Here is an 18,674-nt window from a genome sequence, read left to right on the forward strand (position 1 = left end):
TGTTTGGTGCGCGTCGCGGATAAGAATCCGTATTGCCGATTGCCTCATCGTCCACGCTATCGCAGACGTCTCAGTCCAACTTCTCCGCCGGAAGGTTGGCGCTCGCCAGCATCTGATCATAGAGCCGACGCTTCAAACGCAGCTCGCGAAGGTCCGTTGCCACAGCTTCAGCGAATTTGTTGATCGCCGCTGACGCCTCATCAATTCGGGCCGGCAGATCTTCGCGTGCTTTGTTCTCGGCTGCGTCAATCTTCGCCCGGTCGCCGTCGGAGAGATCGTACTCTGGATCGTCGGTATAGACAGACCCATTGTAGTCTGACATGCACTTGCTGAGCCGCCCGAGGATGTCGATGAGGTTTTGACGGGCGACTGTTATCTCGGGAGGCCCGAAGTTTCTGTCCTGCCGTCGAATTAAACGGTCGCGGGCGTTGTTGACCGTTTGGTTCATATCCCATACCCAGTGAGGAAGCACCCCATGGTCATCCTCGCGTTCGTAGTAGCCACGCGCCAGTTCTTCGGACAGTTTTTCCAGCGCGGCCAATTCTGGTTTGAGCCAATTCTCCAGCCGTTTTTCACGATCTGCGTGAACTTGCTGCAAAGCAACGGCGGTGTGCACCGAGGAGAGCCTGAGCTGCTTCAGAACAGGTTGGACGCTAAGCCAAGCAACGAAAATCGCGCCAAACATTGCGATCAATGTCTGATAGCGGGAAAACCACCATTCGAGACAACCAAATTGGGCATCTTTGATTTGCTCGCAACCACCGTTAAAGGTGGCGCCATAGGCAAACCCCAACACAAGGGCCAGGGTGGCTGCGGCTGCGACAAGTGCGAGTGTATTCCGATTGTCAGCCATTCGGGGCGCCAATCATCATGCGATCACGATGGCGCGCGTCATTTCTTCTCTCTCCTGCTTTGACTATCAAAGAAGATCGGAAAGAAACTGCGCTGCTGTTTCAAGCGCAGGATGTCGCTGATCTTGATCGTGTTGGCTTTGCGGCGCTCCCCGCCGCCTTGTTCGGTGATGACCTCCAGGTCAGGGTTCTCGATGATCGCTGAATTGATGTCGAGCATGTGGGCCGGCGTCGCGTTGTAGATACTCGCGTAAAAATCTCCGACTGGAAGCGCATCGCCGTAATTTGTGATGAGCCGTGGAATATCATCGTGAAGCTGCTTTCTCGCTTGCGCCCTTCCCGCCGCATCGAACACGTAGAGCATGCTATCGGCTTCACTTGGGTCGTAGGACAGCATGTGCAAACCGGACCGTCCGTAGTGCGCCTGGGTGCTGCTGTTCTGATGGAGAATGTTATTGTATTCTTGGCGGGCACGAACCGAATTTGCGAAGTGGATAAGCCAATAACGCCATCCGTCCGGGTTGTGGATGGAAAACGGGCTGACATAGTTCGCGCAGCGCCGGAACGACTCAAACACGATGCGTTCCGCGGCGCCAAGCCAGGCGTCCTTGGTCATCAAACCATCGAGCTGCGATAGATCATCTGGACTGACGCCAAACGGCGCAAGCTGCTTGGCCAGCGCGGCCCGATCCGTCTGATGCAAGAACGTCAGCAACGTCTGGATGCCGAATGTGTAGAAGATCTCAACCGATGTGAACGACGCAACGATGTCGCCGATCGTGTTGATTTCAACACTGCCTGTTCCGCATTGATCCAGGTTGAAGAGGACATTGTGATAACTGCCGCGTTCCAGCAGTTGCTTCACCTCGGGATAGAGTTCGTCGAACTTCTCATTACGATACTCGACGCGAAGGTGGAGCTTCGGCACGTTCTCCTTGATTTCGGCGACGAGCGAAGCGGCATTCGTTTTCAGCAACTCGACAGTCTCTTTGTCGAAGTCATTCAGGATGAGCAGGCATTCGATGTCGAGCGGCGACATCCCCTCGGCCCGACGCTTGATGTTGAATTGCTCCGTCGCGACACGAAGCTCGTTTATAAAGATCAGTGGAGAACCTGGACTGCCGCACTTGTATCGGCCGCCGCCCGCAAAACCATCGACGATGGCAAGACGAAACCGGGACTGCTGAGGAAGCTGGCAGCGCACAGCCAGGTATCGCGCGACGTATTCGGCGATGACCTTGTGCTTGCGTTTTGAGTGCTCCTCAAGAATTGCGCCCGTGACCCATGAATACGGTTTTTTCGACATTCGCCCCCAAATGAATCCTGCTATCCAGAGGCGTCATTCTCATAGCGCGAGCGAAGCCTTCGGCATTTCGTCCCAGACCTGATCGCGATATACGCGCCCATTGGCCTTTTTGGAACGACGCTTGTTGTCTTTCCCCCATGTCCCCCACTGCTTAAAGAAGAACGCGGTGTTGTGCATCGCACACCGATCGAAGATTTCATCGATCCATTCTTCACGGATCGGGCGAGCCGATCTTCCGCTTTCTCCGCCGACGATGGCCCAATGGATGTCGCGAAGATCGACTGACCCTACCGGGCCGATCAGCGGCTCAAATGAGATGAAACGGATCGCAGCCGGGATGGTGCGCAAATGATCGATGCGACCCGCGACGTTGGCGCTCTCGACGCTGGTGCCGAGCCATACGTTCGGCAGAACTTCGCCGATCTTGGAGCGAACCAGCGCCCCCATCCGCTCCGGACGCTTGGTAAGGATCTGATAGTGATGGTGGGGCGTGGCACGCATGACGGCCCACACTCTCAGGATGAAGGCGTCCGTCACCAGATCATGAAACAGGTCAGACATCGAGTTAACGAAGATTTTTCGCGGCTTCTTCCAGCGCAGCGGAATGTCCAAGGCGGCCTTGTCTTCACGGACCACGCCGTTCCAAACGGTTCGTTTTCCGCTGCGGCGCGTGAGTCCTTTATATTTCGGGACATTCATCGCCTGAAGTCGTCTCGCCATTTCCATGGCATAGCAATTCGTGCAGCCGGCGCTGACGATGGAGCAGCCAGCAACTGGATTCCAGGTGGCGTCGGTCCATTCAATTTGCGTCTCGGCCATGACCGTCCCCATATTGTGCTGTCGATGACGTCGTCTGTCGATCACAGCCAATATCAGCTTAACCGTTAATACCGAGTTGGAAGGCGCCGGTCGCGGACGGTTACCCGCTGCAGCACTTGAAGCGTCCGTATTGGACGCCCCTGATGAAACCTTGCGAGACTTTCGCCTCCAATCGCCACTGCACTATAAGCAGGCTCCGGGTCGTACGTCGCGGATCGCCATCCTGCGCCGCAATCGCCTGGTCCACGGCCATATCAAGCCATTTCGATTCCGACATGGAATCGGCTTCCGCCGCTTCTGACATTTCGAGTTCCTGATTGACCTCGCTCGGTCTATGTTCTTATTTTGTTCTCATGTCAAGCAACAAAAAACGCAGATTTACACCCTGGCGGGTCGAAGAGGAAAATGCCGAAACATTCGTCGTCACTGACGCCAACGGAACGAAGGTCGTGTAGGTTCATCATCGCGAGGCCTCGTCACGCTACTAGCTGGGCACGTTGGCCACGGCGCTGACACCGACGAGACCGATCGGGATCCAGCAATGCTGATCGAAGCTGTCGTTGAAGAACGATCGAACCATCGCGCCGACGAAAATCGTGAAATCACACAGACGTGCCCACCGCGACAGGAATGATTTATCCAGAAGCATGCGGCGCAAATCGTAACTGCCGCCCGCCCATAGCGCGGCGCGAAAATTTCCATTAACCCGTGCGGCTGTGTAGTGCGCGCCCCGATACGATCGTCTCGGGAACAGAAGGCGATCATCCGACCGCGTGGCCTTCTCCGCCGTCAGAGCTGGGACAATCCCGACAATAAGGACGTTTGGCTTGAGTTAGCGCGCGCCATAGGACGGCAAATTGCACGGAGATGAAAAAGACGGTTCGGGACAGCCGATAAGGGGGAACGGCATGACGACAGTATCACCGAAAATGAGGGCCGCACTCTATGCCCGTTATTCCAGCGACATGCAAAAGGCCAGCTCAATTGATGGTCAGCTATTGCTTTGCCGAAAGGTCGCCGAACGCAACAACCTGGATGTTATCGGTGAATTCGTCGACGCCGCGAAGTCTGGTCTTACCGAGGATGCGCGGGATGGCTACCACCGACTTCTCAACGGTGTGCGAAATCATGACTTTGACGTGATTGTCGTCGAGCACTTCGATCGACTATCGCGCGATCCCGCTACGATCCAACGCCTAAAGCAAATTTTCGAGTTCAACGGCGTTGACCTGATGGATCAGAAAGGCATTTACGCGACCGCCACCAATATCAGCATCGCGAGCCTCTACAACACCATCTACAAGCCGCAACTCGCTGAAAAGGTTCGACGCGGGCACGACAACGCCGTGGCGGATGGAAAAATTCCCGGCTCGTATGCGTACGGTTATCGGATGAAGCCTGGCGCACCTGGTGAGCGCTTGATCGACAAGAAGGAGGCGAAGATCGTATTCCGCATTTTCAGGGAATATGTTGCGGGCCGTTCAACCCGAGTGATTGCCGCCGACCTCACCAGCGAAGGGGTGCCCTCGCCCGGTGCCACCCGCCACAAGAACAAGGCCGGGCGCACTACCTGGAATCATCAGTGCATTACGGCCGGTCGTCATGGTCGCGGAATTCTCAGCAATGAGCTGTATATCGGCGAAATACATTGGAATGTTCGTTCGACCATTCTCAATCCGGAGACACAGAAGAAACAAAAGCGCCGCAATCCTGATGAACGCCACCTCTTGGTCAAGAACCCCAAGATGCAGATCGTTCCGCAAGAGCTTTGGGACGCAGCGCAGAAAGTTCGCGGAGAACGTGCAATCCGTAAGTTTGGCCCGACCGGCAAGCCACAGCGCCGGCCACTGATGCCGCGCAATAACGAGCATCCTCTTGCCGGCGTCCTCCGATGCGGCGTTTGTAATGGCCACATGCGAATCGCGCAGTCGTCCCGGAACGGCGCACCACGTGCCGCATGCGCCACCGCGCATAAGCGAGGCGCCTGCGAGCATAGCCGTAGCTTTAACATGGACGTTCTCCTTCGGACCAATGTCGGGGGTCGTCAAGCATGTCGAGAATTGCTTCATCCCGCGAAAACGCACCCGACAGTCGTTCTCTTCCGCGTGCCAGGTTGCGGGACACGGCAGCTGCTTTGGCGGTTTTCAAAATCCAGCGTTCGAGGTCATGCCCGGATAGAATGGCGTGTCGCGACCCGGCATCGTGTTCGAGATAAGATTTGAGGGAGGCGAAGAAGTAATGTGCAGAGGCTTCGAGCGGGCTCAGCGCGCTGTTGTGCTTGGTACAGAGGCATTTTGTCTGGAGAGGCGGCATGATCTTCGTTTCGCCCGCTTCCAGCCAGGGAACGCCTGAGATCGAGAACTCACCGTCGCCCATCAATACGCGGCAGACGGAATCCGAAATGATATGCTCGGCCGAGATGGGGGGAACGCATTATCCCAGCTCCTTCATGTAACATTTTTCGACACGTCCCGTGGCAGGCAGCGCTTTGAGTCCAAGGACTGCGGACGGCTTGTGCCAGCCCTGCCCGTTGAAGCAACAAAGGCGCGCGGTCTTCCCCGAGCTGCATGGACACGGCCCGTCTAAGACGGCTTCCCTTTTTCGCCTCGCTTCACCCATGGCTGCGCATTGGAGATCGAAATGTGATTGGGCGTGCCCCCGCAAGCCGGGTTTTGATCATGAGATTTCTGCATAGTCAGCCTTAGCAAATTTGCAAATCTATAAACTTGCCATTGGTTTGAAATGTTGCTATATTGCTTAATATGACTGAGCATTCAGGCGGTAAACTAAACCACCTTGAACGTACCCTCCCGGAAGGCCTATTGGTCGATGCTGGGTGGATGACGAAACATGGCTATTCGACAGGTCTGCGCAGCCAGTATGTCTCGGCTGGCTGGCTGGTTCAGCCGACGCGTGGAACTTTCAAGCGTCCGCTTGGCACTCTGACATGGCAGAAGGCCGTCATATCGCTTCAGACGCTGCTTGAGCGCCCCCTGATCGTCGGAGGGCGAACCGCGCTCGAATTGCAGGGCTTCTCGCACTACCTCCGGGCTGAAGGGCCGACCGTCGTTTATCTATATGGTCCCACTGCTCCGCCCAGCTGGCTGTCCAAGCTTCCGCTCAAGGAACGCTTCACATTCCGCAAGAGCACAACGCTCTTCAAAGCCGATCCGGTGACGAAGGGGCTCAAGAACTTCGCCTGGAATGTCCAGAACAATACCGGCGCAGCCGCCGATGAATTCCAGGCAGGCCCATTCAAGCAGATATGGGGCCAGGGCGAATGGCCGCTCACCGTCTCATCGCCCGAGCGCGCGTTGCTCGAACTGCTCGACGAGCTGCCGAATAGCGAGAGCTTCCACCAGGCTGACATGCTTGTTGAGGGCTTGCGCAACCTCAGTCCCCGCAAGCTGCAAAAGCTGCTGGACGATTGCCGAAGCGTGAAAGTCAAAAGGCTGTTCTTCTGGTTTGCCGACCGGCACAACCATTCATGGCTGAAGCAAATAGACCGTGACAAGGTCGATTTGGGGAAAGGAAAGCGCATGCTGGTGAAAGGCGGAAGGCTCGATCCGAAATATTTGATCACCGTGCCGGAGGATCTCAGTGCCCCTGTCTGAACGCTATCGGCATCAGGTTGCGCTGCTAATCGAGACCTTGCCATTCGTTGCGGCGGAAAAGGATTTTGCTCTCAAAGGCGGGACTGCGATCAATCTATTCGTGCGCGATATGCCGCGTTTGTCAGTCGATATCGACTTAACCTACCTGCCTGTCGCCGGCCGGCCGGAATCGCTGGCCGCGATCGATGCGGGCATGAAAAGAATGGCTGTCGCCATTGGCAAGGGAATTCCGGGCGTCAAGTTGAATGAGGTCGTGAACCGCGCGGAAGGCATCGTTACCAAGCTGACACTTCAAAGGGCTGGCGCTCAGATCAAGATCGAAGTCACTCCCGTCCTTCGTGGTTGCGTCTTCGATCCCGAGATGCGATCCGTACGTCCCAACGTCGAGGAGAGCTTTGGTTTTGCGGAGACACAAGTCGTCTCGTTTTTCGACCTCTACGCGGGAAAAATCGTCGCGGCCCTTGACCGTCAACATCCTCGCGATCTTTTTGACATCCACGATCTTCTGGCGAATGAGGGAATCAGCGACGACCTGAGGCGCGCTTTCATCGTGTATCTCATCAGCCATGATCGGCCTATTTCGGAGGTTGTGGCGCCGCGGCGAAAGGATATCCGCCAGGAATTCGAGCACGGCTTCGAGGGTATGACCTCAGATCCGGTCTCGCTGGATGAGCTATTGAGAGCCCGCGAGAACTTGATCGCCGAGGTATCTGGAAAGATGCCGAAGGAGCATCGGGAATTTCTGATCGGATTCAAGCTCGGGAAGCCAGATTGGACTCTGCTGGGCGTCGATGGAGCGGCAGAGCTTCCCGCAGTCCGATGGAAGCAGATCAATCTTGATAAGCTGCGTGCCGCAGATCGCGAAAAGCTTGTGGGTCAGTTGATCGCAGTTCTTAAGTGACTGCATTGTGCTGCATTCGGGTCGTAAGCGGATGGGCATGCAGTAGGGATGTGGAGTAGGCTCGGTCGCTATAGGATAAAGCAGGAGCCCTCATCGTATAATAGCGTAGAGAACTCTGGCTTGCCAACATCGCAACACAGCGCCTTGATTTCATTGGGACGTTGGAGGGCTATAGCGTAAACAAGCGTCGATTTTTCTACGCTCCTCCTATGGCGAACCGCAGCGCCTTCGGGATACGTTGCGCTTTTCCGCCTGAGATAAACGCCGCGCGCACGCGGGCCGTGACCAAAAGATCGTCCCCGCGCCTGCATTCCTGCAGCAGGGTAATCGACGCACCCCTTACCTCTTCTGGAACCGTGACAACTTCAAGTAGGTCGTCCAGGATTGCTGGCTTTAGAAAATCGATACTCATCGAACGGACTACGAAAGCAAAGCCTGGCGCATCTTCCTGCGCTTCTTTGAGGAGCTCTTGCTGATTCGTTCCGAGCAGACGCAAGTAATTTGTTCTGCCGCGTTCCATGAAGCGCAAGAAATTCGCGTGATAAACAATCTGGCCGGCGTCCGTATCTTCGAAATAGATACGGACCTGCATATGATGGCGGCCATCGCGAATTTCGCCGTCAAGAGATACTGGCACAGGGGGATTTCTCTTATTGCACTTCTCGCACTTCGGGGCCGATTGTCTTGCATAGAGGCACCTTCCTCAGCAAGCGCCATCGCTTTGGGTTTGAACTTTGCTTGGGATGCACCTAGAACCACAGTCGCCGGCGAACTTCATCAGAAATGAGTCAGAGCCCAACATTGACCCCACGCTCGATGTATTTTCGGCAATTGTTCAACGGCTTCGCCATTGCCCGCCGGGGTCAACCTTCTTCGGCGCCGACAAGGGGTCAATCAGCGCGCCGAATGACAGGCAGAGCTCGTATGCCATACGCATGTGCCTAAGATAAGCGATCCGGCAGGACATTGCGACTGTTCCCCTGGGAACAACTCGGGCTGGCCAATGGCGGGCTAGTAAGTAGGGGCGTCTAATGAGTACCCGCAGTCGAGCAGTCATTCCTGCTGCTGCTATTCGCAAACGTCTTCAGAGCATCGTTTCTGCACTCGTTGAATTAGAGGAAGTCCGAGCCCGAGTTCTCGCGGCTGAGAAGAGCGCAAAACCAACGAGGCTCAAACAGAAAAGCAAGCGTCCACGCCGAGCCAAGCTTACCGGCCGAAGGCGCTAGTGGCCATCGGCATTGCTTGCGGCCCCCGCGGCCGGCTTCAGGAACGATTGAGTTCGCACTCGGTTCGACTGTTTGTCTTGCGTGCCATCGTCTTGCAAGACCTGTTGCGAACCTTAGCTCCAGCGCGTTCTTTCGCATCGGATTCACAACTTTGAATCCCTGGAATAATTTCTGGGTGCTGTCCTAGTCAGACACCCCTCGTTTGGAGCGATTAATCGTAAGCGTGGCGTTGAGGCCCTTGAGAATTTTTGTACTCAATCCTGAGAGCACCGCTAGAAGAGTCATCTTCTGCAAGGGTGCTCACAATGGACGACCATTCGGACGACATAAGACGACCGTTGTCACCGCGTATCGAAGTGTACGCAGGCGCAGGTCGAAAGCGCTGGCCGGACGATTTGAAGGCACAGATTGCCGCGGAAAGCCTTGAGCCGGGGGCGATTGTCACAGATGTCGCGCGTCGCCATGGGTGCCGGCCCCAGCAGGTGCACGACTGGCGGCGCCGGGCGCGTTTGGGCCAGTTGGTACTGCCGGCTTCGGCGGACACGCTGTCGTTCGTGCCGGTGGTATCGGAATCAGCGCTACCGGCGGCCGCAGAGCCCACCGGGTCGCCGGAAGCAGCTGTAGTGACGGTTGAACTCCAGGGGGCACGCGTGGAGGTGCGAGGGACGCCTGGCCTTGCTGTGTTGAGTGATGTGTTCTTGGCGCTTCGACGGACACGTTCATGCTGACGCCGCCCGCGAGCCTCATGATTTACGTGGCGACGCAACCTGTGGACTTCAGAAAAGGTGCGGAGGGCTTGGCGCTGTTGGCGAAGGAGACGCTGGGCCATGACCCGATGAAGGGCGTGGCGGTGGTGTTCCGTGCGAAGCGCGCCGATCGGGTGAAGATTGTCGTCTGGGATGGCAGCGGCCTTGTGATGTATTGGAAGCGGCTCGATGGCAGCGGCTTCAAATGGCCTCCCATCGTGGCCGGCGTGATGCGGATGAATGCCGCCCAGCTGTCCGCGCTTCTGGCCGGCATGGATTGGACGCGGATGCACGCGCCTCGAATCCCGCAGCCGAAAGCACTTGCATAGGACATAAAATCTTCGCTGCATCGGGCCGCGAAGCATGGCAGACTCGGGCCAATGAGTGATTTGCCTGATGTGCTGCCGAGCGATCCAGCCGAGTTGCGTGCCTTTGCCGCGGCTCTGCTGGATCGTTGCGCCAGGCTCGAGCGGTTGCTCAAGCTTGCGAAAGATGCGCAGTTCGGTCGATCATCGGAAAAGCTGGACGCTGATCAGCTACAGCTTGTTCTGGAGGATATCGAAGAGGCCGTCGCGGCTCTCGAAGCAGCTGAGGATCGCGCCAATCCCAGAGCCCGCGAGAAGAGAACTGCCAAGCGCAGAGCCAACCGTGGTCAGCTTCCGGAGCATTTGCCGCGCATCGTCGAAACCCTGATGCCGGCTGCAACCTGCTGCCCGTGCTGCAAAGGCGATCTCGTTGAGATTGGTCACGATGAGAGCCAGAGGCTCGACGTCGTTCCGGTACAATACAGAGTGATCGTCACCCGCCGGCCCAAGCTGGCCTGCCGCGCCTGTCATGGCGTCGTCCTCCAGCACGCTGCGCCCGAGCGATTGATCAAGGGGGGACTGCCCACCGAGCGTCTCGTCGCGCATGTCATTGACGCCAAGTATCATTGGCATTTGCCGCTCTATCGTCAGGCGCAGATGCTGGCGACCCACGGTATCGCCATCGACCGTTCCACGCTCGCCTTCTGGGTCGGCTACGCCGCCCAGGAATTGAAGCCCTTGTGGCATCGTCTGCGCCAGCTTCTGCTCGCTTCTTCGAAGCTCTGTGTCGATGAGACCCCGGCACCGGTGCTAGATCCGGGGCGCGGCAGGACCAAAACCGGCTACTTCTGGGCGCTGTCACGCGATGACAGTCCCTGGGCCGGACCTGACCCACCTGGCGTGGTTTACGCCTATGCACCGGGCCGTGGGGCGGTTCATGGCTTGAGGCTGCTCGAGGGCTATCGCGGCATCATCCACTGCGACGGCTATCAGGCTTACAAGACTATGACCCGAGAGACGCGTGCGGACGCCTTGTCCGGAACGCTCGCCTTCTGCTGGTCGCATCTGAGGCGCCAGTTTGTGAAGATCGAGCGCGAGGCTGCTCCGGCGCCAGCTCCGGTTGCCCGCGAGGCTCTTGAGCGCATCGCCCAACTTTACGCGGTCGAGAAAGCGCTCCGCGGCCGATCGGATGCCGAGCGCCGTGCTGGCAGGCAGGCGCATGCCCGACCTCTGGCTACAGCCTTGAAGCAGTGGTTTGAGGCCAAGCTTGATTACCTTGCACAAAAGAGCGACACGGCGAAGGCCTTGCGTTACGCGTTGCGTCATTGGGACGGCCTGACGCTCTACCTTGATGACGGGCGCATCGAGATGGACACGAATGCTGTCGAGCGTGCGATGCGGCCCATCAAGCTCAACGCCAAGAACTCCCTTTTTGCCGGTTGCGACGAGGGCGCCGAGAATTGGGCAGTTCTGGCTTCGTTAATCGAGACCTGTAAGCTCAATGGCGTCAGTGCCGAGCACTGGCTCGCTGATGTTCTCGCGAAGCTCGTCAATGGTTGGCCTGCGGCGCGACTGGACGAACTGCTCCCTTGGGCGTCGATCTACACGATGCATGCACACGATCCGAGGCTGGCGGCATGAGCCTGAACACGACCGCGGTCCGGATCAAGGTGACCCTCAAGGACGTGAAACCGGAGGTGATGCGATGCCTTGTCGTGCCGCTTACGCTGCGCCTTGATCGGCTGCATCTGACGCTTCAGGCGGCGTTTGGCTGGACGAACAGGCATCTCTTCGAGTTCCTGGCCGGCGAAGGAAGTTGGGGTATCCCTGATCCCGATGGAGATTTTGGCCCTCAGCCCATCGATGCCCGCAAGACGCGGCTCTCTAATATCGTTCAGGAGACCGGCGCGAAGACGATCCATTATCTCTACGACTTCGGCGACAGCTGGGATCACGTGATCAAGCTTGAAAAGTGGTTCGACAACACGACAACGGAGGGACTTCCGTTCTTGCTCGAGGCCGCCGGCCGTTGTCCTCCGGAAGATGTCGGCGGTGCGCCAGGCTATGCCGAATACCTCGACGCCATCAGCGACCCCACCCATCCGGAGCACGAACATATGCGCCTCTGGGGCCCGGAGCAGTTCGATCCCAACGTCGTCGACCGGAAGGTGCTTGAGGCCGCTGTCAATGCGTTGTCCGACATATGGAAGCCGCGCCGGCGCACCACGCGCTCAAAATAGACGTCAAGCGCCAATCAAATGGGCCTCAGAGCTACGCTTACGATTAATCCCCCAGCACCTGCCGAACAACAGGTGCTCCCTAACGTTCGCAGAATCCGCAGAAAGCCGCCCGCCTCCCCCGCAAGCGGCGCCAAGAAAGATACGATCGCGACTATGTCAGCCCACGTCGCGAGTTGACTGAATGATCGAACCGGGTGCCGGTCGACGAGGAGGCGTGCTGAAAAGTCAGCAAATATCATTCGCCGAATAGTACATCGAGCGTCTCCATGATCTCACTGGGGTGCAGGAATGAGGTCGCGATGATGAACAGCAATCGAGGACGAGTTTCAATTGATGCTTGAAACCGCCATCGATCTTGCGATGCAAGGTTTCGATCCGACCAACGTGCTTCGCGCGTTCGCCTAAGTTGCGGAATTTCATGCCCTGTTCGGAGAGCTATCCCATGCGTTGCGCGTTTACGAAAGCGTTATCAGCCGATCGCTGGAGCCGAACACTATTACGTTCGCAGAGTTGCCCGAGAACTACCGTGGCGGCTGAACACTCGGTTCACAGGGATCGGCTGCGTTAAGGTAATGAGAAAACAGTGATCTGCCCTCCCAGCGTCGTAAAATCGCGTAGCCCAGCGTAGCCCCCAACAGCACCCAAACCCGCAGTTGGCTCGGTAAGACCGGCTGCAAGGCCGATACCGGCCCAGCCGCCGACGCCCGATAGAACGGCAATGTACTGCTTGCCTGCATACTCGTACGTCGTCACGTTTCCAATGATTCCTGAGGGCGTCTTGAACTTGTAAAGCTCGTTGCCCGTCTTCGCGTCGACAGCTTTGAGATACCCTTCGAGTGTGCCGTAGAACACAACGTTTCCCGCCGTTGCTAGTGCGCCGGACCACACTGAGAACTGCTCTTTGTTCGACCAAACGATTTTGCCAGTACGTGCGTCCCAAGCAATGAAGTTGCCCATATGATTCTCGCCACGAGGCGGATACATTGACAGTGTAGCGCCGACATAAGGCTGCCCTGCTGTGTAGCTCACCTTGAATGGCTCGTAGTCCATGCAGACGTGGTTCGTCGGGACGTAGAACAGGCCCGTATCAGGCGAGAATGCGGCCGGCTGTTGGTCTTTGGTTCCAAGTGCAGCTGGGCAGATCCCAGTCACATTCACATCCTCCTGCCGCGTACTAAATTTCGGATCCACGAGCGGACGACCGTAAGTCTGCGACCGCTTGTCCATGTCGATCTTCGTCGCCCAGTTTACCACGGGATCATATTTTTCCGCGACCAGGAGCTCGCCGCTGCCGCGATCGAGGGTGTAGGCGAATCCATTTCTGTCGAAGTGAACGAGCAGATTCCGAGGTGTACCCCCGATGGTCTGGTCAACAAGGATCATTTCGTTGACACCATCGTAGTCCCACTCGTCGTGGGGTGTCATCTGATACACCCATTTTGCCACTCCGGTGTCGACATCTCGCGCGAAGATGGTCATTGACCATTTGTTGTCACCTGGTCGTTGGCTTGGATTCCACGTTCCTGGATTGGCGGAGCCGTAATAAATTAGGTTGAGCTCAGGATCGTATGAGTACCATCCCCAAGTGGTCGATCCGCCGAGCTTCCACTGTTCACCTTGCCAGGTCTTGAGGCTCGAGTCCGGGCCGACCGGTTTGCCGAGCTCTGTTGTTTTTTGCGGGTCGATGAGAATCTCATTGTCCGGACCGATCGAGTACGCACGCCACGCCTGTTTCCCAGTTTTTACGTCGTACGCGGTTTAGCGAACCACGAACCGCAAACTCGCCGCCAGAGATGCCGACGAATACCTTGTCCTTGATCACCATGGGAGCCGATGTTCCGGTCTCACCCTTTGACGGATCACCATTTTTGACCGACCAAACCGGCTGGCCGCTCTTTGCGTCTAGGGCCACCAGCGTCGTATCGGCTTGGTACAAGAATATCTTCCCGTCGCCGTATGCCGCTCCGCGATTGACGGTGTCGCAGCACATAACGGGAATCACGTTTGGGTCCTGTTTTGGCTCGTATTTCCAGAGAATTTTGGCGTCGTTGTCGAGATCAAGCGCATACAGTGGATTCGGAAATGGTCCATGCACATACATGACATTGCCGATCACCAGCGGTCCGCCCTCATGCCCGCGCAGGACACCAGTCGAAAACGTCCACGCAACCTTTAGCTTGGCCACATTGTCAGAGGTAATCTGCTTGAGTTGGGAATAGCGGTGGTTGGCGTAGTTGCCAGTCGGCATCACCCAGTCTTTCGGGTTCTGCGACATCCTAAGAAGTTCGTCGCTGGCAACTGCCGCGCCGGCGGCCAATATCGCCGCTGTGCCTACGCAGAGCTTAAGGAGCAAATCGCGCATTAGAGACCCTCCCTATTGCACTTGTCAGGTCTGCCGGCCGCTGCAGCCGTACCGTAGCGGCAACGCCGAGTGCCGCACGTCGGGGGGTGTACTGCCATTTTTCGCACTCCGGCAGGCGCATTTTTGTCGCGCGACAAAGTTTCTTCAAACAATAAGAACGAGTCGTCAGTCATTGGTACCCTCCGAGAAAGGACACGGCATCATCGCATCGAGGCGGCTGTAGAGGGCATTGCATTCCTCCGAACCCGTTCGGCAAACGCCGGCTAGTCCGCCGAAGGTATCCAGAAAGAGGAAATGGCAATCCCCCTGGCCAATCCACGACGCGCTGCTCGTTTGGGTGTTTGCCATCGGCCTGATGGGCGTCGGAGCGTGTCCGGCCTCGTCGACAAGCGTCAATGGTCCCGTTCGTCAGCGTTGTCTGCTAAGTTCTATGTCTCGTCCCCGCGCGACGATCATGCCTCGAATTGCGGGCGAGGGCAGCCGATCTGACCCTGATAGCGCAGTAGAGGTGCAGGCGGACCCTCCATCGAAGTCGCGCGCCCGCCAAGTGGATCGTGGTCTGCGGCAGCCCCGTCTGGAGGCTTCTGAACTACTCGCCTGGGCGACCTCCTATCCCGAATCGAGCCGAGTGGAGGCGCTTTCGCCCGGCATATTTCGGCCGCAGCCCCAGCGTGCCGAAACTCAGTTGTAAAAGATCAGTGGCAAGCAGCTGTAGGTCCAGCAAGAACGATGATGTCTTCAGTCATGTCGAGTGCTGCCATTTCCGGGTATCGATCGACAGAATTTGCGAAGGCTAAGATCAGGACCAGAGGACGAGCACAACGGCAACGCGCCGGACACGAAGGCGGCGACACGCTCGGTTGTGCCGAAGCAACCGTTCTACCGAGGCTTAGGCGCGCGCCAGCCTTCATTTCTAATCTGAGGACCTGGTAGATCACAGTCGGTGTGATTGGAGCCGAGCGCTAAGAATCGGAGCAGGGGAAGACGTTGTTTTGGAGGAGCTAGCCCAAATCGGCGCACCACTCAATCTCCAAGCATAGGCCCAGCCCACTGGCTCTGGCCAAACGGCCTAGTCCTGGTGGGGAGCGAGGGTGAACTGGAAGACGGCCCCCCGAGGCTTATTCCTCGTGACCCACAACTGGCCGCCATGAGCTGCGATGATCGACCGACAAATGGCCAGGCCCAGAACGCTTCGAAAACGAGTTCTTCACTCGTCGGGTCGAGCCCCGGGCCCGAGTCTCGCACGGAGACGCGTACATCACCCGCAACATCCCTTTCGGTACTGATCTGCAGCTCCCGCCAGCCATCCTCAACGCTGTTCACGGCGTCGATGGCATTGAGGATCAGATTCAGGAGCACCTGCTGCAGCTGAATGCGCTCACCTTCGATCTGCGGCAGGTCCTCCGCCAGTTGCGTCTGTAGCGAAATCTCATGCCTCACCGCCTCGCTTCGGACCATAGCGACGACGTCCAGGACGGCTTCGTTGAGGTCGAGGCGGCTTTTGGGTACCGGCGCTTTCCTGACCATAGAGCGGATACGGTCGACGATCTCGCCAGCTCGTCGGCTATCTGCGACAATGTGCTCGAGGGACTCGCGGGTCTTATTTAGATTGGGCGGGTTAGCGCCGAGCCAGTTCAAGGCGGCGTCCGCATTGGTGAGCACAGCCGAGATCGGCTGATTGACTTCATGGGCAATCGAAGCCGTCAGCTGCCCAATCGTCGCGACACGACTGACATGAGCGAGTTCGACCTGGGTCTTTTGCCGTTCCATGACAGCCTTCTTGAAAACTTCGACCGCACCCGCCATCGCGCCGATTTCGTCACGCCGATCAATCCCGGGCACGTCGATGCTAGTGTCGCCCTTTGCGAGTGCGGTCATGGCGCCGGTCATTCGGGTGATCGGCGTCGCGATAACGCGCGTCAGTAGGATGCCCATCAATACCGCAATCAGGAGCGAGGCTGCGGCGCCCAGCGCGGTCGCCGTGTATGCAGTGGCGTACGCCTGCTTCTGCACGGCGTCACGCCTGGCCAACAGATCGCGCTCAGCCTTCTCGATTTCATTTGCCTTGGCACGGATTGCATCCATGGCAGCTTTGCCGGTCGCCCCCTCCAACGTGCGCGCCTCCTCGCGAGTCGCGGGATTCGCCATCAGCGCGATCTCGCGCTCGGCGGTCTCGATGCGCCACATAGTCGCCAACTTGTTCAATTCATCAAGCCGGTGTTGCTGGTCCTGGTTATCCGATGTCTGTGCTCTAAGTTTCCGGATCGCCGCGATGAACTTGTCGCCGCCCTCGCGGTATGGATCCAAGAATTTCTCATCGCCGCTGATCAAATAACCGCGCAAACTCGTTTCTTGATCAAGCGCTGCGGCCACCGCCATCTCTAGCGTGTCCAACACGTCAGTGGTATGGACACGCCAGTTTTTGGCCTCTTCGATCACGCCAAGTCTGTCATATACGATTGCGCCACTCACAAATATGACGGCTATCACGGCTGCAAACGCGGCCATCAATTTGTGCAAGATCAGTAAATTCGAGAAAGGGGACACGTGACCCTCAACGCCGAAATCCGCGACCAACCAGCTGGCTAACTCAAGATTGCTCCCAAGCGGTGGCATTCGCAAGAATTTGGCATGGGGCTGTGATAGGGGCAAAGCAGTGCAGCCTTCCCCTGAGTGGAGCATACAGCATCTCGTCGGACAACTGGGAAATTCTAGGCATGCGGTGCCGTCAGACACAACAGGGCCCTCATACCGATGCGACCTTCATGATCTCCAATGTTCCGCGCCAGATCATCTCCACTGCCACATAGAGAATGACGGCCAGTCCGACGTAAGCGAGCCATCGATGAGTTTGCAGAAGGCCGGCAATGAAAGAAGCGGCCAGGCCCATCATCGCGATGGAAAGCCCCAAGCCGAAAATCAAGACTACTGGATGATCGCGTGCCGCCCCTGCGACGGCAAGGACATTGTCGAGAGACATGGAAGCGTCGGCCACGATAATCTGCCAACTCGCTTGGAAGAGCGTTTTGCGAGGTTTGCTTTCTGCAATGGCCCCTATGGCCCCCTTCCAAACAGTTGACCCTGCGGGAGACGTGCGCAACTCTCGCCACATTTTCCAACATACCCACAGCAACAGGATCCCGCCAGCGAGCAGAAGGCCGACGATCTGCAGGATTTGCGCGGCTATCCCCGCTAAGAGAAGACGCAGTATCGTCGCGGCGACGATCCCGATCAAAATGGCCTTGGCTCGTTGCGCTTGAGGAAGTCCCGCTGCAGCAAGGCCGATGACGATGGCGTTATCACCAGCGAGCACAAGGTCAATCAGAACGACCTGCACGAGTGCGCTAAGAACATCCGTATGAAGATGGTCTATCAAGGGTCATGGTCCCGAGTTTGGCTCCGAGCGAGGCGCGTATTTGTCTGCCAGCTCGAGCCATACGAGTTATCTCCAAAGCCCTAATACAGATTCAGTTCTAGTCGATCGCGGCTCGATCGCTAAGGTAACTATCTCCGGCAGCGGCGTCCGAATGCGGTCCAGCGGTCTGCCCGAAAAGCAGTGCTACCTGATCTGGCTCGCCAAAAATCGCTGCGGCGCAACCGATCATTGTGAACGCACCTGCGATATCCCAGAGAGAAATTTTGCCTGCCGTTGCAGTCCCTGACTTTGCCAACGCCAAGAGCGCGGTAATTATCGCGTCGGAGAAAAACAGAAGACTCAGCGCTGGTAAGACGAGTTGCCATTCCAGCAGGAATATTATCAAAAGGGCCGGAGCCGCGACCAGCATGCTCAACAGCACGAAGATGCAGAATGTTTCTCGCCAAGGAGCATTCCAACTTGCATGAGAAGCGATCATTTGATCCTCCTGCATACGAGCATCTTATAGGGCCACTTACTTTGCGGAACGACCTTGTTCCATTTGGCCGTTCTTTTGGTTCTTGCAGCTAATGTTTTTTGGTCCTACTGCGCCGCCCCTCAATCAGCGTAAGAACGCCAGCGGTCATTACGGCAACAACGACGATGGCTGCCAGCCCCTCGACCGAGGCCAGGGACTCAAACCACTTGATCCAAAGCTCAATCATGTGCTGGCCCCTCTGAAGAGCGCACCCACGATCGATAAAATCGCCTCTCTAAAAACGACCAGTGCAATCAGGAAGACAATGCTACGCATTGTCGCGCGCGTTTTAACCGCGCGGCAAGATGACCGCGAGCCGTTAGCACGCACACCCCCCCTTCTATTGGAACGTGGCGGCGCGAGTGCAGGTGGGTGGTTCGACGCCCTCAAAACCGAGAAGTTCGGTGGCGT

General features: G+C 57.3%; 14 protein-coding genes and 3 pseudogenes. 7 read left to right on the forward strand and 10 right to left on the reverse strand.

The genetic code is table 11. The annotated features are described in order from the left end of the window. Window positions 1–70: 70 nt before the first annotated feature. The 4 genes from IVA92_RS02830 to IVA92_RS02845 all read right to left on the reverse strand — a co-directional run bounded on the left by IVA92_RS02830 (window position 71) and on the right by IVA92_RS02845 (window position 3,634). Entirely contained in the window at window positions 71–853 is a 783-nt protein-coding gene (locus IVA92_RS02830) for a hypothetical protein (RefSeq protein WP_247280250.1), read from the reverse strand. Window positions 854–891: 38 nt separating this feature from the next. Continuing rightward, window positions 892–2,157 carry a three-Cys-motif partner protein TcmP gene (locus IVA92_RS02835; RefSeq protein ID WP_247280251.1) on the reverse strand — a complete coding sequence of 422 codons (1,266 nt, stop codon included), beginning with the start codon at window positions 2,155–2,157 and terminating at the stop codon, window positions 892–894. A gap of 39 nt (window positions 2,158–2,196) precedes the next feature. Next, window positions 2,197–2,976 (reverse strand): DUF5131 family protein, encoded by a 780-nt coding sequence (locus IVA92_RS02840; protein WP_247280252.1) that lies wholly within the window; start codon window positions 2,974–2,976, stop codon window positions 2,197–2,199. Between the two features lie 484 nt (window positions 2,977–3,460). Continuing rightward, window positions 3,461–3,634: a hypothetical protein gene (locus IVA92_RS02845; protein ID WP_247280253.1), complete on the reverse strand. Its 174-nt coding sequence runs from the start codon at window positions 3,632–3,634 to the stop codon at window positions 3,461–3,463. A 250-nt stretch (window positions 3,635–3,884) separates the two neighbouring features. On the opposite strand from IVA92_RS02845, the gene IVA92_RS02850 reads away from it, so the two are divergent. The 3 genes from IVA92_RS02850 (at window position 3,885) to IVA92_RS02860 (ending at window position 7,491) form a co-directional block, all read left to right on the forward strand. Then, window positions 3,885–5,198, forward strand: coding sequence for a recombinase family protein (locus tag IVA92_RS02850; protein ID WP_247280254.1), 1,314 nt, complete (start codon window positions 3,885–3,887; stop codon window positions 5,196–5,198). A 540-nt stretch (window positions 5,199–5,738) separates the two neighbouring features. Beyond that, window positions 5,739–6,590, forward strand: coding sequence for a type IV toxin-antitoxin system AbiEi family antitoxin (locus tag IVA92_RS02855; RefSeq protein WP_247280255.1), 852 nt, complete (start codon window positions 5,739–5,741; stop codon window positions 6,588–6,590). Next, window positions 6,577–7,491 carry a nucleotidyl transferase AbiEii/AbiGii toxin family protein gene (locus IVA92_RS02860; protein ID WP_247280256.1) on the forward strand — a complete coding sequence of 305 codons (915 nt, stop codon included), beginning with the start codon at window positions 6,577–6,579 and terminating at the stop codon, window positions 7,489–7,491. The genes IVA92_RS02855 and IVA92_RS02860 overlap by 14 nt, the downstream gene beginning before the upstream one ends. A gap of 196 nt (window positions 7,492–7,687) precedes the next feature. Here IVA92_RS02860 and ybgC read toward each other — a convergent pair whose 3' ends face one another. Further along, window positions 7,688–8,128, reverse strand: coding sequence for a tol-pal system-associated acyl-CoA thioesterase (gene ybgC, locus IVA92_RS02865; RefSeq protein WP_247280257.1), 441 nt, complete (start codon window positions 8,126–8,128; stop codon window positions 7,688–7,690). Between the two features lie 894 nt (window positions 8,129–9,022). Here ybgC and IVA92_RS02870 point away from each other — a divergent pair. The 4 genes from IVA92_RS02870 to IVA92_RS02885 are packed head-to-tail and all read left to right on the forward strand — an operon-like array spanning window position 9,023 to window position 12,008. Continuing rightward, window positions 9,023–9,445, forward strand: coding sequence for a transposase (locus tag IVA92_RS02870; RefSeq protein WP_247280258.1), 423 nt, complete (start codon window positions 9,023–9,025; stop codon window positions 9,443–9,445). After that, entirely contained in the window at window positions 9,439–9,792 is a 354-nt protein-coding gene (gene tnpB / locus IVA92_RS02875) for an IS66 family insertion sequence element accessory protein TnpB (protein WP_011931031.1), read from the forward strand. Before IVA92_RS02870 ends, tnpB begins: the two co-directional genes overlap by 7 nt. 51 nt (window positions 9,793–9,843) lie before the next feature. Continuing rightward, window positions 9,844–11,409, forward strand: coding sequence for an IS66 family transposase (locus tag IVA92_RS02880; protein WP_247280259.1), 1,566 nt, complete (start codon window positions 9,844–9,846; stop codon window positions 11,407–11,409). Beyond that, window positions 11,406–12,008 (forward strand): plasmid pRiA4b ORF-3 family protein, encoded by a 603-nt coding sequence (locus IVA92_RS02885; protein ID WP_247280260.1) that lies wholly within the window; start codon window positions 11,406–11,408, stop codon window positions 12,006–12,008. Before IVA92_RS02880 ends, IVA92_RS02885 begins: the two co-directional genes overlap by 4 nt. Window positions 12,009–12,088: 80 nt before the next feature. Here IVA92_RS02885 and IVA92_RS02890 read toward each other — a convergent pair. The 5 genes and pseudogenes from IVA92_RS02890 to IVA92_RS02910 form a co-directional block, all read right to left on the reverse strand. Continuing rightward, a pseudogene (locus tag IVA92_RS02890) lies at window positions 12,089–12,321 on the reverse strand (ion transporter); the annotation flags it as partial. A gap of 251 nt (window positions 12,322–12,572) precedes the next feature. Next, window positions 12,573–14,370 (reverse strand): annotated as a pseudogene (gene xoxF5 / locus IVA92_RS02895) (lanthanide-dependent methanol dehydrogenase XoxF5). A gap of 1,069 nt (window positions 14,371–15,439) precedes the next feature. Then, window positions 15,440–17,052: pseudogene (locus IVA92_RS02900) on the reverse strand (CHASE3 domain-containing protein). 64 nt (window positions 17,053–17,116) lie between these two features. Beyond that, complete coding sequence (locus IVA92_RS02905) at window positions 17,117–17,746, reverse strand: TerC family protein (RefSeq protein ID WP_247280261.1); 630 nt, start codon at window positions 17,744–17,746, stop codon at window positions 17,117–17,119. Between the two features lie 97 nt (window positions 17,747–17,843). Continuing rightward, window positions 17,844–18,224 (reverse strand): hypothetical protein, encoded by a 381-nt coding sequence (locus IVA92_RS02910; RefSeq protein ID WP_247280262.1) that lies wholly within the window; start codon window positions 18,222–18,224, stop codon window positions 17,844–17,846. Window positions 18,225–18,674: the final 450 nt, after the last annotated feature.

Source organism: Bradyrhizobium sp. 154 (assembly GCF_023073875.1).
Taxonomy (GTDB): domain Bacteria; phylum Pseudomonadota; class Alphaproteobacteria; order Rhizobiales; family Xanthobacteraceae; genus Bradyrhizobium.